Consider the following 15,633-nt stretch of genomic DNA (forward strand, 5'->3'; position numbering starts at 1 on the left):
GATTTTTGAATATTTTCTCAACTTTCCCTTGTCAAACATTGTCAATTTATATTAAAATAACAATAACATACAAAATATTTAGTCTTTTCAGAAAAGATGGAGGGATAGCCATGAAGAATCCACTTCTTCGTATTGAAAACTTACAGACTTCCTTTCGTATACAAGATCAATATCATGCCGCAGTTGATGATGTTTCGTTAACTGTCCATGAAAATGAAATTGTCGCGATAGTCGGTGAATCAGGTTGCGGAAAAAGTGCACTTGCCCTTTCCATTATGCGACTGCATAATGAAGCAAATACAAAATTACAAGGGCAGCTTAACTATAGAGATAAGGACTTACTAACGATGTCAGCCGCAGAGATGAATAAAGTACGCGGATCAAACATCGGTATGATTTTCCAAGAACCTCTTACAGCACTCGATCCTCTTATGACAGTTGGAAAACAAATCGAAGAAAACTTAGACTACCACACAAATCTTTCGAAATTAGAAAAGAAAGAACGCACCTTAGAACTACTTCATCAAGTTGGTATTCCAAAACCAGAACTTACATATAAACAATACCCACACGAATTATCTGGCGGAATGAGACAAAGAATTGTTATCGCAATTGCAATTGCTTGTAACCCAGCACTTATTATTGCAGATGAGCCAACAACGGCTCTTGACGTAACCATCCAAGCACAAATTTTAGACTTACTAAAATCTATTCAAGAACAAACGAAAATGGGCATCATTTTAATTACTCACGATTTAAGTGTTGTCGCAGAAACAGCCGATCGTATCGTCGTTATGTACGCTGGACAAGTTGTAGAAACAGGAAAAGTTGAAGAAATTTTTAACAACCCTCTTCACCCATATACTCGTTCTCTATTAAACTCCATTCCATCTGCGTATGCTGAAAAAGAAAAATTGCATGTAATTCAAGGAGTGGTTCCTTCGTTAGCGAAGATGCCTCGCACAGGTTGCCGCTTCCAAGCTCGAATTCCATGGATTAGGCCTGATCAACACGAGGAAAATCCAATTTTACATGAAGTAAAACCAGACCATTGGGTACGTTGTACGTGCTACAAACATTTCAACTTCCAAGATAAGAAAGGAGATGACGTAACTCATGGCACTGCTTAAAGTAGAAGATTTAAAAGTACACTTTCCAATTAAAGGTGGTGTTTTCGGTCGTACATTAGATTACGTTCGTGCTGTTGATGGCGTAAGCTTCGAACTACAACCTGGCGAAACGTACGGAATCGTTGGGGAATCTGGGAGCGGCAAATCAACAACTGGAAAAGCAATTATGCACTTAACAAAAGCAACAGGCGGTAGCATTCATTTTAATAATAGAGATTTAACAAAATTAAGTCGCTCAGAACTAAGAGAACAACGAAAAGATATTCAGATGATTTTTCAAGATCCTTATTCATCCTTAAACCCGAAGAAACGTGTTATGGATATTATCGCTGAACCACTTCGGAATTTTGAGAAACTCTCACCCGACGAAGAACGTAGAGCTGTTCAAGATTATCTTGATAAAGTCGGCTTAAATCCGGAGTCTATCTATAAATATCCACATGAATTTTCCGGTGGGCAAAGACAGCGGATTGGTATTGCACGCGCTCTTACATTAAAGCCAAAGCTTATTATCGCTGATGAACCTGTATCAGCACTGGATGTTTCTGTACAAGCCCAAGTTTTAAACTTCTTACAAGATTTACAATCTGAACTCGGACTAACGTACTTATTTATTAGTCATGATTTAGGTGTAATTCGCCATATGTGTGACCGTATTGGTGTTATGTATCGCGGACGCATTGTGGAAGAAGCAACTAGTGATGAAATTTATAACAATCCACAGCACATCTATACGAAGCGCCTAATATCAGCTATTCCTGATATTCGTCCAGAAAACCGTGAACAACAGCGTAAATTGCGTCGTGAAGTAAGCGCTGAGTACGAAAAATCATATGAAAATTATTTCAATGAAAATGGACGTGCTTACGATTTAAAACCAATCTCGCCAACTCACCGGGTGGCATTACCATAAGGGAGTGATAAAACATGTGGAAATTTATATTACGCCGGATTTTAGTTATGATACCGCAATTATTCATATTAAGCGTACTCGTCTTTACACTTGCTAAAGCAATGCCAGGTGATGCATTAAGTGGCGCTGAACTAGCAAATCCAAAAGCAGATCCAAAAGTAATTGAAGAACAACGTGAGAAACTTGGGTTAAATGATCCTATTCCCACACAATATGTAAGGTGGATTTCAAATGCCGTACAAGGGGATTTCGGCATTTCTTACGCACATAAAATACAAGTAACAGATATTATTGGGGAACGCCTTGGTAATACAGTGCTGTTAGCTCTTCTAATTCTTATTCTTACTTATTTAATCGCCATTCCACTTGGCGTTATAAGTGGGCGTTGGAATGATACGTGGGCTGATCGACTCATTACACTCTATAACTTTTTAGGATTTGGTACACCCCTATTTATTTTCGGATTAGTAATGTTATTCTTATTCGGCTTTTTATACCCGATCTTCCCTACAAGTGGTAGCGTTGATCCACAAGTGGCAGCCGGATCATTTGATTACTATTTAAGTAAATTAAATCATATGATTTTACCAGCTTTATCTGGGGCATTAATTGGCACTGTAGGAACTGTACAATATTTACGAAGTGAAATTATTGATACGAAACATAAAGATTTTGTACGCACAGTAAAAGCAAAAGGTGTACCAGAATCTAAAGTATATTCCAGACATATTTTACGAAATTCATTTTTACCAATTGCAGCATTTTTAGGATATGAAATTACAGGTTTAGTTGGTGGCTCTATTATTCTAGAAAATATTTTCGGCTACCCAGGAATTGGACAACTATTTTTCCAATCTATCACTCAACGTGATTTCAGTGTCGTAACTGCTCTTGTATTATTTACTGGATTCGCAACGCTACTCGGGACTCTTCTTTCCGATATTATTCTAAGCATCGTTGATCCACGTATTCGTATTGATTAATGGAGGTGAAGAAACGTTATGTTAGCAAATCCTGAAAAACAAACTGAAGTCATTCATTACGAAAAGAGCCCTTCTGGTTTCTCCATTATGTGGCGCGAATTTCGTAAAGATAAACTAGCAATGTTTTCCCTATTCTTTTTAACTTTAATATTAATAGCCGTTTACGCAACTTCATTTATTATGAAACAAGAAGATATCGTTCGAGTTGATCTGTTCGCCATTTATGATCCTCCTTCCGCTGAACATTGGCTAGGAACTGATTATGGAGGCCGTGATATTTTCGGACAATTAATTATTGGTACACGTAATTCCTTTACAGTTGGTTTAGCCATTACTCTTTTATCAACTCTTATCGGTCTTACGATGGGACTAATTGCTGGCTATTTTGGAGGAGTTGTCGATAACATCATCATGCGTTTTATCGATTTTATGATGATTTTACCATTCTTAATGATTGTTATCGTATTTATCTCACTCGTTCCAACTTTCAATATTACTACATTTATTCTCATAATGACTGCTTTCTTATGGGTCGGAAAAGCAAGACTTATACGCTCTAAAGTATTAACGGAGAAAGAACTTGATTACGTATCTGCATCTAAAACATTAGGAACACCAAATTGGAAGATTATCTTCCAGCAAATATTACCTAATTTAAGTTCTATTATTATCGTAAATATTACATTAAATCTTGCTGGTAACATCGGGATTGAATCTAGTTTGACTTACTTAGGATTTGGTCTACCAGAAAGTACACCAAGTCTTGGTACACTTGTAAGTTATGCAACAAACCCAGATGTATTGCAAGAAAAATGGTGGATTTGGTTACCCGCATCAATCATGATTTTAGTGTTGATGCTGTGTATAAATTTTATTGGTCAAGCGTTAAAGCGTGCGGCTGATGCGAGACAAAGAAAAGGTTAAGGGGTGGAGAAGTTATGAACAAACCAAAATTGTACAAAGTATTAAGTACACTTGCTGCTTCAACATTATTACTATCTGCATGTGGGGGTGCTGATAGCGGTAGCAAAAAAGCAAATACGAAAAAAGTAGAAACAAATAAATTTAGTGCTGCTGTAAAAAATGATGGTAAAGAAATTAAAGACGGATCATTAACTTATGGACTCGTTTCAAATTCACCTTTCGCTGGTGTTTTAAGTAGAGTATTGTATGAAGTTGCTCCAGATTCAGAAATTATGGATTTCTTTGATGAACAATTATTAGCTACAGATAAAAACTGGGAAATTACAAATGATGGTGCTGCAACGTATACAATTTCTGAAGATAAAAAAACAATTACAATTAAGATTAAAGATAATGTAAAATGGCACGATGGTAACCCTTTAACAGCTGAGGATTTAGAATATTCTTACTTAATTATTGGGAATAGCAAATATACAGGTATTCGTTACGATACACAAATGCAAATGATTGAAGGTATGGAAGAATATCACGCTGGAAAAGCTGACAAAATTTCTGGTATTAAAGTAGTCGATCCAAAAACAATTTCCATTACTTATAAAGAAGTAAACCCTTCACTGAAAACTGGTATTTGGACATATCCTACACCAAAAAAATATTTAGGTGATGTACCAATTGAAAAACTAGCTGAATCAGATAAAATCCGTCAAAATCCAATTGGATTCGGACCATTTAAGGTGAAGAAAATCGTCCCTGGTGAATCAGTTGAGTATGAGCGCTTCGATGATTATTGGGGTGGCAAACCTAAACTAAAAAATATAACGCTAAAGGTTGTAAATCCATCTATTGTTAGTGCATCTCTGAAAAAAGGTGATATTGATATTGCAGCAATTACTGCTGATCAATATCCGAACGTAAGTAAATTAAAAAACACACAACTAATTGGTAAAACTGACCTTGCTTACACTTATATCGGATTTAAATTTGGACATATGGACAAAGCAAAGAATGAAGCTGTAATGGATAACGATAAGTTCAAAGACGTTCGTTTACGTCAAGCAATGGCGTATGCAATTGATAGAGAAAAATTAGGAGAAAAAGTATATCACGGACTTCGTGTTCCAGCTAACTCTCCAATTCCACCATCTATGCCAAAGTATCATAATAACAATGTTGGCGCATATAACTTAGATGTAAATAAAGCGAAAAAACTATTAGATGAAGCTGGCTATAAAGATAAAAATGGTGATGGATTCCGCGAGGATCCAAAAGGTAATGAATTTAAAATTAACTTCCTAGCTAGTAACGGTAGTGAAACAAGTGAACCACTGGCTAAATTCTATATTCAATCTTGGAAAGATATCGGCTTAAAAGTAGAACTTGTTGATGGACGCTTACATGAATTTAATGCTATGCGTGATATGATTAAAAAAGATGATCCGAAAGTTGATATTTTCTCTGGTGCTTGGAACACTGGCTCTGACCCTGACCTTTCTGGCCTATGGGGCAAAAATGCTGGATTTAACTATCAGCGCTGGGTAAATGATGAAAATACGAAGTTATTAGACGCAGGATTATCAGAAAAAGCTACTGATGAAAAATATCGTAAAGAAGTATACGATAAATGGCAAAAATTAATTCATGACGAAGCACCGATGATTCCAATTCATTACACATTTGATTTAACAGGTGTTAATAAGCGTGTAAAAAATTATGATGTCAACACTGAAGTGAATCAAATAACTTCACATTGGAAAGACGTTACTGTAACAAGTGAAAAGCCAGAAGTAGAAAAATAATCATAAAAATAGCTCTTAGCATTTACTTACTGCTAAGAGCTATTTTTTATTTACTATCCTTTTCTTACTATTAATAACAACCAATTCCTTCCCGACTCTACTATTAAAAGATTTGATGAATCATCTTTATTACAACAGCTAACGTAACAGATGCAGCAAATCCCCCTAAACAAATAAGACCGACACCTTGACTATATGACAAATCTTGAAATGCTTTCATCTTTTTCATCCTTCCTCTCTCCCCTTCGTTATTTTTATTTTACCAATGGAATAATGTTCATAACATCGATTTCACTAACAACAAACTTACAAATTTGTAAGTTAACATCTCAACTTATATATCTAGTATTTCCACAAATGCAAGGCATTTATACATAAAAAAGACCTTGCTATCCCAAGGCCCTTTTTACATTTTATTCAATTTACTTTATAATCATCACCGGACATTTCACACGTTTTGCTATTTTATGACTTACACTACCAAGCACCATCTCTTGCAGTGTATTTAACCCTCTACTTCCAGCTATAACAAGATCTATATCCCCTGTATTTACATATTGAACAATTGTATCTCCAGGATCACCATGTAATATCGTAATTGTATAGGGAATGTTCTCTTGCTTTAATAAACCTTCAATCTCTTTTAATTTATCTTTTCGACTAGCCGATATTGTTTCTAAATCTGTTTGGCCTTGTATAATATCTGATTTTGCCGTTCTATTATCTACTACGTACACAACTTCAACATTTGTTTCTTCGCTACATTTCGCAATATATGTTGCATGTTCCGCTGCTCGAAGCGCATGTTCAGAGCCGTCACATGCTAATATAATTTGTTTATACATATGCTGAATCCCCTTTTCGTTATCCTACTCGTATTATATAATAAAGCCCCCTAAAAAGGAGGCTTCTAACTAGCAATTCTTTTATTATAAGTAGCTAAATTAGTAACAAGTTTTGCACTACGTTCATTTAATCCCGTTATACTTACTTTCACGCCACTTTGTTCATACTTCATAATAACTTTATCAATGGATGCCACTGCTGAATCATCCCATATGTGTGCGTGAGAAAAATTCAACTCAATTTCTTTTACATCTTCCTCAAATGAAAAATTATTGATAAGATCTGCCGTAGATGCGAAGAAAAGTTGGCCATGAATTTCGTATATTTTCTTATTTTCAATATATAAATGTTTCACGTGAATCTTTGCCATATTGAATGCAAATAAAACCGCACTAATTACTGTTCCGATAATTACACCTAATGCTAAATTATGTGTAATTAAGACAATCACAACTGTTACAATCATAACAAATGCATTCCCTTTTGGCACTTTATGAATCGTTGTTACAGAGTTCCAATCAAATGTTCCAATTGAAACCATAATCATAACTGCAACTAAAGCTGCCATCGGAATATGAACGACATAATCGCCTAAAACAAATAGTAATATGATTAAAAATCCGCCCGCTACAAACGTCGATAATCGTCCGCGTCCACCTGATTTAATATTAATAACAGATTGTCCAATCATTGCGCATCCTGCCATTCCTCCGAAGAAACCAGCGACAATGTTTGCAATACCTTGCCCACGTGCTTCTTTATGTTTATTACTTTCCGTATGCGTCATATCATCTAAAACTGAAGCTGTTAATAATGACTCTAGTAAACCGATAATTGCAAGCATAACTGCGTACGGTAAAATAATCCCCAATGTCTCAAGTGTAAAAGGCACATCAGGCATGCTAAAGAACGGTAATTCTTTCGGCAAGCTTCCCATATCCCCTACTGTTTTTAACTGTAATCCGCTCATAATTGCAATACTTGTCACAATAATAATGGAAATAAGTGTCGATGGGACAGCTGTCGCAATACGTGGAAATACATATATAATGACAAGTCCTAATGCGACAAGTGCATACATTTGCCAAGTTGCATTTTTAAAATGCGGCAATTGCGCTGTAAAAACTAAAATCCCAAGTGAATTTAAAAAACCACTCATAACAGATTTCGGAACAAACTTCATGAATGAGCTCAGTTTGAACACGCCAAAAATAATTTGGACAATACCTGTTAATATTGTGGTAGCAAATAAATATTGCAAACCATGATCTTTAACGAGCGTTACCATTAATAATGCCATTGCACCTGTTGCAGCTGAAATCATCCCAGTTCTTCCACCAACAAATGAAATGGTAACAGCAATACAAAAGGCTGCGTATAACCCAACGGTCGGATCTACGCCTGCAATAACTGAGAAAGCAATCGCTTCAGGAATTAACGCTAAAGCAACGACAATTCCTGATAGCACATCTCCTTTCACGTTGGAGAACCAATCATTTTTTATCGTTTGAAACAAAATACCACTCCTCTACTCTTTTCTCATTTGATTTTCTCCATAAGAAAATCTAAGCCGACTGCACGAAGGCTATTATATAACGAGTAGAGGATTTTGCGCTATGTAAAAGTTTCCTAAAAAAAGACGCTACCTTCATAGCGTCTTCTCTCATTTCATTAATGTCCACCGTGACCTTGACCACTTTCTTGCACAATCTCTAATCTCTCATCTAATATTCCTTGTGTTTCAAATGAAATATCACTCGTACTACCTAATAAGAAGCCGTGATTATACGGTCCAAGCGTTGGGTCATCTTTAAACTTCGGCTGAATACTTGCAAGGAAGTCATACACTGGTTGTGAAGCTTTTCCTTCCTCTAATAAGATAACAGGTGCATGTTTACCCATATGTGAAAATGGTGCTCCTGCAACTGCCAAGTCTGGTGTTTTGTTTGAAACAAATGATACACCATGGCCTGGTTTCGTGAACCCCCATCCAAATTTTGTTCTTTCATCTTTAAATTTCGCAAATGCAATAGAATTCTCTATCGGATTCTCTCCACTAATACGCGTTACTTTTCCATATTTGCTTAACTCTTTTTCCACTTCTTTTGAAACAACTTTTTCTGGTCCTAATACATATATATTCGCTTTATCTTTTCTCATCTTTAATGCCTCTATCGTTGCTTCTGGCACCTTATCTTTCTCTGTATATAAAAGCGGTTCTGGCATATGAGAGATCCAATTTACAGCTGGTGTTGTATATAAACGTCCTTCTTCTTCAGACGAACCGATAATAACACTATTCGGGTAGCTTCCTGTTATATCGGCATATTCTTTATCAACATCTTTTGCAAATGTAGCTGGATCCGTTTCTTTTATTTGCTTTACTTTATACTCTTTTAATTGCTCAAGGATAGATGCATCAACATCCCCCATCACCATAATTTGTGTTCCATCTTTCGTTCCGAGCGGATTTAATCGTTTTATTTCTTTTAATGTCATTTCGGGTACCTTTTCTTTTTCTATAAATAGAATCGGTCCGTTATTCGGATGATGAATAAGGTCTGCACTTGCAATACCTAATTGCCACTCATTTACTGGTACTAAAATAATAGCACCGGGTTGATTCTCTTTATGCGTTGCTGGCCATATCGTTTGCGAAGTTAATACTGCCATTTGCAGAGGATCATTTGTGTTTAATCTCGTTACATTTTTTAAACTTGTCGTTAATAAATCATTCGATGCCCCTTTGTTCATTTCTTTCGGCGCAGTTACTTCCTGATTCATTTTCATTTCCTTTTGCTCTGTTTTCTTCTCTTCTTTAGATTCATGATTTTTATGATCTGTATTTGTTTGTCCACATGCCGCAAGACCAACTGCTGTAATTATTGTTATCCCAAAAACTCGGGTCATTTTTTTCACTATACCGCCTCCGTATAAATCATTTTCGAGCCAATATCATTACCTAAAATGGAATTTCATTTTTACAATAACAAGCAATTCTGAAGAAATTATGCAGACGCATTACAATCTGCACCATTTCTTCATGATTTTGCATTACAATTTAAGTAAAGATTATATATGGAGGGCTCTCTATGATTGATATACTGCTCGTAGACGATGAACCGAGAATGCTTGAATTATTAACGCTTTATCTTACTCCAATTGGATATAACTGCATATGTGCACGATCCGGAGAAGAAGCGATTTCACATATAGAAAATCAAAACTTTAAATTTATTTTACTGGATATTATGATGCCAAAGATGGACGGATGGGAAACGTGTAAAAAAATCCGCTCATTTAGTAACGTTCCTATCATTATGGTAACAGCTCGTGATCAAACGGTAGATGTCGTCCAAGGATTAAAAATCGGAGCAGATGATTACGTAACGAAACCTTTCCATGAAGAAGAGCTTTTCGCGAGAATTGAAGCTATTTTAAGGCGAACGAATCAACGGACGCAAATCCAATATCACGGCATTTTATGGGATGAGGCAAAGCATTTCGTTTCTGTCTATAACGAAGAACTTCTTCTTACACCAATTGAATTCTCTTTACTCGGATTATTTTTACGTCATGTGAACTACGTATTAAGCCGTGATCAGCTCATTGAACGAATTTGGGGATTAAATACAAATACAGAAGATAGAACAGTCGATTCACATATTCGTAATTTGCGTGATAAATTACGAAAAGTAAATTTCCCTATTGATCACCATTTAAAAACAGTTTATGGAGTCGGGTATCGGTGGATTGATACTTTAGATTAAGGAGCAAAACGATGAAGCGAATATCTATTCAACTCGGATTTTATTTTTTAATTGTTACACTTTTAATCGAAAGTGTTCTATTTGTCTTGCTTTATTATAGCCTTGTCAACAATAGAGTAAATGAAGAAATGACAGCTTTATTAAAGCGCGGAAATAGTCACAGAGATGTGCTTGAAAAGTATTTTGATAAGCAAACAATCTCCCATGTTGCACTAATGGAATCCGAAGCCGAAACGACTGTTGTTATTACAAATGCAAATAAGGATGTACTAGCTAAATCCAACGAAATAAATACTACTATAAAAAAGCATATTGAAAAGATGCAAACACGGACAGATCATGAAGGCGCAATTATAGAGAATCATTGGAAAACATCTAATTATATATGTACAGTTAGCCCCATTGTAGTAGATGGAGAACATGAAGGCTATGTGTACATGTTTCTTGGGACAGAATCCATTGAAAAGATGGTGAATGGGCTAACAAAACAATTCATTATTGCTGGTGCTATCACATTTCTATTAACAGCCATCACCATCTTTCTCTTATCACGCTTATTAACAAAACCATTGTTACACATGAAACATGCCACTGAAAAAATGAGTAAAGGTGATTTATCAGTTTCGTTAACGACTACTCGAAATGATGAAATTGGTGAACTAGCATCGTCTATTCAAACGCTTGCTAATGATTTACATTATATGAAAACAGAGCGAAGTGAATTTCTAGCAAGTGTTGCTCACGAATTACGAACGCCGTTAACATACGTAAGAGGCTATGCTGACATTGCTTTAAAAGAAACCACATCTTCCGAGCAACGTTTGCGATATTTATCGATTATAAAAGACGAATCTGATTACATTACAAACTTAGTTCAAGATTTATTTTCACTTGCACAAATGGAACAACATAACTTTTCTATTCAAGTAAAGGAAGTACATTTACACACCTTCCTTACTCGCATATCTGAAAAAGTAAACGCCATGTATAAAGAAAGATACATTACAGTTTCTTTCTCTTGTCCTCCTACACTGCTAGTAAATTTAGATGAACAACGATTCGAACAAGTTGTGGTGAACATTTTAAATAACGCTTATAGACATTCAAAAGAACATTCTCATATCCGCATTTCTGTTATAGAAGAAAATAAACGTATCACCATTACAATAGAAGATGAAGGCGAAGGTATTCCTCCTGAAGATCTCCCTCACATTTTCGATCGCTTTTATCGAGTGGATAAAGCAAGATCACGAGCTACCGGTGGGACTGGTTTAGGGCTATCTATCGTGAAAGAAATTGTAGAACTACACGGCGGAAATATTACTGTAACGAGCGCAGTTGATCACGGGTCTTGCTTTATTATTTCATTGCCATCTATATAAAAACACGACTACTGATGGTAGTCGTGTTTCTTTATCCCGCATTAACGGGCAGTAAGACCCCTACCTCAAAGTTCAGCGGAAGCAAAGAAGTTAGGTGGGGGATCAACTGCCCGTAAAAGCCCGATTGGTTCAACTAATAATCAGTGGGGGAAGAACAAAACCCCCACTGATTAAAGTTTCACTTTATCATTTTACTTTATAATATAAATTTACAAATTGCCCAAAACGTTTCGTATCCGTTAAAGTTAAATGGATTTCTGGATTCTTGTCTTGAAATAACGGCACTCCAGAACCTAATATATGCGGTGTAATCGTAACAACATATTCATCAATTAAATTATTCTTAAAGAACTCTCTTAAGAGACTCCCTCCACCGACCATCCATATTTTAGATCCTTCTTGTGCTTTTAACCTTTTTGTAAACTCCACTACATCTTCATTTACAAACTCCACGTGTTCGTTTGAACCTTTTTCTGAGTTAGAAAAAACATAACATTTTTTATCTACATACGGGAATGGTTCTATATGCTCTACTACATAATCGTACGTTCTTTTCCCCATAATTATTGTATCAATTGTTTCATACATTTCTGTATAACCGTTATCTCCCTCTCCTTCCGTTTCCATTAACCACTCTAAATCATCATTTTCTTTCGCAATATATCCATCTAAGCTCGCCGCAATAAATAAAACTATTTCACGTGACATATCTTTTCCTCCTTGCATCTCATCTTGATAACATTATGATAGAAACAATATACTAACAATAAAACATGACACTTTATGTCATATTAAAAAGAAAAAAGGTGATACATTTGTCAAAAGCTAAACGCTTATTAGATATTCTTATATTTGCTTCTGCCAAAAAGACATTTACAGCGCAAGAAATAGCTGACGAATTTAATATTTCCGTTCGTACTGTCCATAGATACATTATAGATTTAAGTGATATGGGATTACCTATTTATGCTGAACAAGGTCGTAATGGAGGCTATAAAGTATTAACAAATAGAGTCATTCCCCCTATATTATTTACGGAAGAAGAAGCAGTCTCCATCTTTTTTGCATTTCAATCTTTAAGCTACTACAGAAACTTGCCTTTTAACACAGAAATCAATTCCGTTACACATAAACTGTATAGCTCTCTACAGCATGATGCGAAAGCAAAAGTTGATAAAATACGTTCTTATATCGCTTTTTGGAATCCGAAGAGAACAATTAATACACCTCTTTTAAACGAAGTACTAACTGCGGCTATTGAAAATAAAAATTTACACTTTCAATACGAATCTAAATCGGGGATAAAAACAAAACATGTTCATCCTATCGGTGTATATGCGCATGACGGGCTATGGTACTTACCATCCTATGACTTCAGTAGAAAAAAAGTATTACTGTATCGCATTGATCGTATTCTTTCTATATTATCAACAGAAGAAAATGAAAGTACGTTCATGAATTTAGAAGAATGGTTTGCCTCTAACTCTAACGTAATACATAGTCCTACTCAGTTACATGTTTTACTAACAACAGAAGGTGTACGCCAATGTAAAAGCGTTCCTTACCTTGAAGAATTCGTAGTAGTAAACGAAGACGGGACAGGATATATACATTCAACAATTGATAAAGGTGAAATAAACTTTATTATCCCTTTATTTTATAGACTTGGGAAAGATGCACGAGTTTTAGAACCGAAAGAATTGATAGACGGTTTACGTATACGTGCAAAAGAAATTTTACATATGTATGAAGACTAAAAAGCTGCTAGATGTAAGCAGCTTTTTAGTCTCTTTGTTACTATTGACGAATATCAATCCACCAACGATATTCCGCATTCATATTTTCAGTGCCACCATTCCCTCTGTAATGGAAAGCATCAAGGAAGATGGAATCTAGTTTATCCTCATCTACAAAATAACCTAACTTAACATTTACCGTTTGTCCTGGTCGGATACTACCAATATTGTAAAAGCTTTTTCCGTCTCCGTGAGGTTCCAAGTAATCAACTTCACCCGTCATAATACGCGTTGCGTCCATTCCTTCTTCTTTAGCGTAGTTCCATGCATTCCCTTCAAATTTAAGCTGTTTTATAGATGGATGCATATAGATTTCTTCTGTCGACTTTTTACCAATATTTTTCACTGTTGTTGTTAAATAGACAAATTTAACATTAACTAATTTGGAATCTACTAATGTATCAATTGACTCTTTACCATTCCCTAATTTATATTCATCTCGTCTATACGATAGTAATTTTCCCGTCTGATCTAAAGCCTTATTCTTGCTTAATATTTCTAGGCCAAGTTCATTAAAGTTCTCTTGTTTAAAATCTTTGATTGAATCAAAGACTTCAACTTTTTCTATCACATATTCAATTTGGCTGTTATCCATAGATATCGTTACTGGAACCTTTTGCCCTATATGAAATAGTCGTTTGCTATCTTTTTTCAATGGAATCACCTTATTTTCTTTCGGTTCAGCTGCTTTGGTAAAGCGATTTTCATCATAATCTGCTATATATGATGCCTTTTCTTTTGACGTAGGCTCAAGTGAAATACTCCCTAACACATCTATCATTTGTTCTTCGTTTACATCGGATCCAATATAACTTTCTAGCATAATCCCTTCTTTCTCAAAAAAGAGAAAGACCTTTCTGTCAAACATTATATTGTTGTTTCCTGTTTCTTTATGGACAATTACTGCTTTCCTACCATTTATCTCTTTTTCTTCGTAACTTTTCGAGTACAGAGTTTGAAAATCTGTATTCTCACCTACTCTCCGAAGAGCGAATGAAAATCCACCCTTTGCGTAGTTATCTTTAAATGAATATTTCATAGCACTATCATCAATTGCTTCCATATTTTCTGGTAATTTATCGATTTTCAGCTTATACCACTTATCAGCCTTTTTTGAGTCTTTATTTGTTACTGAAACATTTACTTCATAATTTTGTTTTTGAACAATCATATTATAAACTTTCACTGCTCCAAAAACGGTTGTCGGCATACCAATCAATAAGCAAGCAGCAGCGATTAACATACGATGTCTTTTACGCTTTTTCTGCGGTTGTCCATCTTTCAGCTTCATTTCCTCCAAAAACAATTTCTTTTTGCGCGTATATGTATGTGAAAATTCATGTTGTTCTTCAAGTTTATCAAAATCATCTAAAGCAATTTTTTCAGCAAGTTCATATATTTCTTTGGAGTTCTTTGAATTCGTCATGTTGTATACCTCCTATCATATTTTGGACTCGTTTTCGAGCCCGTTCAAACTGCTTACGGACATTGACTTCCGTTATCCCCATAACACTTGAAATTTCTTGATACGTTAAGTTATAAAAGACTTTGTACTTAAACACCTGTCTGTTAGATTCATTTAACTCTTTTAGTAATGCATCAATTTGAACTTCAGACATTTTACGTTTTTCCCACTCTTCAATATTTTCATCTACTGCTTCTATTGATTCTCTTTCATATTCTTCTAAAAATGTTTCATGTCGTCTATTTTTCCGGTAGCTATCAATCGCCTTGTTTTTCGCAACCCTCAAAATGTATCGTTTAAGCTCTTCAGTAGCCAAGCTATGGAGCTTTTCCAAGTTCTTATAAAGAGTAATAAACGTCTCTTGAACCGCATCTTCAGCCTGTTGAATATTATTTAAAATAGAATAAGCTACATAATAAATTTTTTGTTCGTACAACTCGTATAGCTCTTCCATCTTTTCATAATCGTTGTTTGTAACTTTCATATAATTCCTGGTTTAAAATTCTTATAAAAATCTATAAATCGTTGGCGAACCAAGTCAAATGCCAACTACCGAAAAGGAATCTCACCTTTTTCCTGTCCGTAAGGGTTGTGACCTTTTCATCCACCTATTGTGAAAGAATGACGG

Annotated in this window: 15 protein-coding genes; 8 read left to right on the forward strand and 7 right to left on the reverse strand. The window is 35.3% G+C overall.

Annotated elements, in window-relative coordinates:
- Positions 1 to 110: 110 nt before the first annotated feature.
- From MR070_RS18835 to opp4A, 5 genes are read left to right on the forward strand one after another with little or no spacing between them, the layout of a single operon-like run.
- Entirely contained in the window at positions 111 to 1,130 is a 1,020-nt protein-coding gene (locus MR070_RS18835; RefSeq protein WP_242261785.1) for an ABC transporter ATP-binding protein, read from the forward strand.
- Complete coding sequence (locus MR070_RS18840) at positions 1,117 to 2,043, forward strand: ABC transporter ATP-binding protein (RefSeq protein WP_139896143.1); 927 nt, start codon at positions 1,117 to 1,119, stop codon at positions 2,041 to 2,043. The genes MR070_RS18835 and MR070_RS18840 overlap by 14 nt, the downstream gene beginning before the upstream one ends.
- 14 nt (positions 2,044 to 2,057) lie before the next feature.
- On the forward strand, positions 2,058 to 3,026 hold the full coding sequence (gene opp4B / locus MR070_RS18845; RefSeq protein WP_000265441.1) for an oligopeptide ABC transporter permease: 969 nt from the start codon (positions 2,058 to 2,060) through the stop codon (positions 3,024 to 3,026).
- 18 nt (positions 3,027 to 3,044) lie between these two features.
- Positions 3,045 to 3,950 (forward strand): ABC transporter permease, encoded by a 906-nt coding sequence (locus tag MR070_RS18850; protein ID WP_242261786.1) that lies wholly within the window; start codon positions 3,045 to 3,047, stop codon positions 3,948 to 3,950.
- 14 nt (positions 3,951 to 3,964) lie between these two features.
- Positions 3,965 to 5,746 (forward strand): oligopeptide ABC transporter substrate-binding protein, encoded by a 1,782-nt coding sequence (opp4A, locus tag MR070_RS18855; RefSeq protein ID WP_001039726.1) that lies wholly within the window; start codon positions 3,965 to 3,967, stop codon positions 5,744 to 5,746.
- Between the two features lie 103 nt (positions 5,747 to 5,849).
- Here the strand turns inward: opp4A and MR070_RS18860 are convergent, their stop codons facing one another.
- From MR070_RS18860 to MR070_RS18875, 4 genes are all read right to left on the reverse strand, one after another.
- Entirely contained in the window at positions 5,850 to 5,975 is a 126-nt protein-coding gene (locus tag MR070_RS18860; RefSeq protein ID WP_080776439.1) for a DUF4027 family protein, read from the reverse strand.
- A gap of 193 nt (positions 5,976 to 6,168) precedes the next feature.
- A complete protein-coding gene (locus tag MR070_RS18865) occupies positions 6,169 to 6,591 on the reverse strand; it encodes a universal stress protein (RefSeq protein ID WP_242261787.1) in 423 nt (140 codons plus the stop codon).
- A gap of 65 nt (positions 6,592 to 6,656) precedes the next feature.
- Positions 6,657 to 8,108, reverse strand: a complete 1,452-nt coding sequence (locus MR070_RS18870; RefSeq protein WP_242261788.1) for a SulP family inorganic anion transporter — start codon at positions 8,106 to 8,108, stop codon at positions 6,657 to 6,659.
- A gap of 155 nt (positions 8,109 to 8,263) precedes the next feature.
- On the reverse strand, positions 8,264 to 9,511 hold the full coding sequence (locus MR070_RS18875) for a cell wall-binding repeat-containing protein (protein WP_242261789.1): 1,248 nt from the start codon (positions 9,509 to 9,511) through the stop codon (positions 8,264 to 8,266).
- A 173-nt stretch (positions 9,512 to 9,684) separates the two neighbouring features.
- Between MR070_RS18875 and MR070_RS18880 the strand changes: the two genes are divergently transcribed.
- Both MR070_RS18880 and MR070_RS18885 read left to right on the forward strand, forming a co-directional pair.
- On the forward strand, positions 9,685 to 10,362 hold the full coding sequence (locus MR070_RS18880) for a response regulator transcription factor (RefSeq protein ID WP_242261790.1): 678 nt from the start codon (positions 9,685 to 9,687) through the stop codon (positions 10,360 to 10,362).
- 11 nt (positions 10,363 to 10,373) lie between these two features.
- Positions 10,374 to 11,744, forward strand: coding sequence for a sensor histidine kinase (locus tag MR070_RS18885; protein WP_242261791.1), 1,371 nt, complete (start codon positions 10,374 to 10,376; stop codon positions 11,742 to 11,744).
- A 186-nt stretch (positions 11,745 to 11,930) separates the two neighbouring features.
- On the opposite strand, the gene MR070_RS18890 is transcribed toward MR070_RS18885, so the two are convergent.
- The gene (locus tag MR070_RS18890; protein ID WP_242261792.1) at positions 11,931 to 12,452 is read right to left on the reverse strand and encodes a dihydrofolate reductase family protein; all 522 of its coding nucleotides are present in this window, start codon (positions 12,450 to 12,452) and stop codon (positions 11,931 to 11,933) included.
- Positions 12,453 to 12,517: 65 nt separating this feature from the next.
- Between MR070_RS18890 and MR070_RS18895 the strand changes: the two genes are divergently transcribed.
- Complete coding sequence (locus tag MR070_RS18895; RefSeq protein ID WP_242261793.1) at positions 12,518 to 13,501, forward strand: helix-turn-helix transcriptional regulator; 984 nt, start codon at positions 12,518 to 12,520, stop codon at positions 13,499 to 13,501.
- A 40-nt stretch (positions 13,502 to 13,541) separates the two neighbouring features.
- Here the strand turns inward: MR070_RS18895 and MR070_RS18900 are convergent, their stop codons facing one another.
- Together MR070_RS18900 and MR070_RS18905 are read right to left on the reverse strand one after the other, a co-directional pair.
- Positions 13,542 to 14,966 carry a DUF4367 domain-containing protein gene (locus tag MR070_RS18900; protein ID WP_242261794.1) on the reverse strand — a complete coding sequence of 475 codons (1,425 nt, stop codon included), beginning with the start codon at positions 14,964 to 14,966 and terminating at the stop codon, positions 13,542 to 13,544.
- Positions 14,932 to 15,489: an RNA polymerase sigma factor gene (locus MR070_RS18905; RefSeq protein WP_242261795.1), complete on the reverse strand. Its 558-nt coding sequence runs from the start codon at positions 15,487 to 15,489 to the stop codon at positions 14,932 to 14,934. Before MR070_RS18905 ends, MR070_RS18900 begins: the two co-directional genes overlap by 35 nt.
- Positions 15,490 to 15,633: the final 144 nt, after the last annotated feature.

The sequence above is a fragment of the Bacillus cereus group sp. BfR-BA-01453 genome, from assembly GCF_022662915.1.
GTDB lineage: Bacteria > Bacillota > Bacilli > Bacillales > Bacillaceae_G > Bacillus_A > Bacillus_A paranthracis.

What these genes read in the sequence shown, in the direction of transcription:
- MR070_RS18835 (WP_242261785.1), top strand. Translation starts at nt 111, where the DNA reads ATGAAGAATCCACTTCTTCGTATTGAAAACTTACAGACTTCCTTTCGT.
- MR070_RS18840 (WP_139896143.1), top strand. Translation starts at nt 1,117, where the DNA reads ATGGCACTGCTTAAAGTAGAAGATTTAAAAGTACACTTTCCAATTAAA.
- opp4B (WP_000265441.1), top strand. Translation starts at nt 2,058, where the DNA reads ATGTGGAAATTTATATTACGCCGGATTTTAGTTATGATACCGCAATTA.
- MR070_RS18850 (WP_242261786.1), top strand. Translation starts at nt 3,045, where the DNA reads ATGTTAGCAAATCCTGAAAAACAAACTGAAGTCATTCATTACGAAAAG.
- opp4A (WP_001039726.1), top strand. Translation starts at nt 3,965, where the DNA reads ATGAACAAACCAAAATTGTACAAAGTATTAAGTACACTTGCTGCTTCA.
- MR070_RS18860 (WP_080776439.1), bottom strand. Translation starts at nt 5,975, where the DNA reads ATGAAAAAGATGAAAGCATTTCAAGATTTGTCATATAGTCAAGGTGTC.
- MR070_RS18865 (WP_242261787.1), bottom strand. Translation starts at nt 6,591, where the DNA reads ATGTATAAACAAATTATATTAGCATGTGACGGCTCTGAACATGCGCTT.
- MR070_RS18880 (WP_242261790.1), top strand. Translation starts at nt 9,685, where the DNA reads ATGATTGATATACTGCTCGTAGACGATGAACCGAGAATGCTTGAATTA.
- MR070_RS18885 (WP_242261791.1), top strand. Translation starts at nt 10,374, where the DNA reads ATGAAGCGAATATCTATTCAACTCGGATTTTATTTTTTAATTGTTACA.
- MR070_RS18890 (WP_242261792.1), bottom strand. Translation starts at nt 12,452, where the DNA reads ATGTCACGTGAAATAGTTTTATTTATTGCGGCGAGCTTAGATGGATAT.
- MR070_RS18895 (WP_242261793.1), top strand. Translation starts at nt 12,518, where the DNA reads ATGACACTTTATGTCATATTAAAAAGAAAAAAGGTGATACATTTGTCA.
- MR070_RS18900 (WP_242261794.1), bottom strand. Translation starts at nt 14,966, where the DNA reads ATGACGAATTCAAAGAACTCCAAAGAAATATATGAACTTGCTGAAAAA.
- MR070_RS18905 (WP_242261795.1), bottom strand. Translation starts at nt 15,489, where the DNA reads ATGAAAGTTACAAACAACGATTATGAAAAGATGGAAGAGCTATACGAG.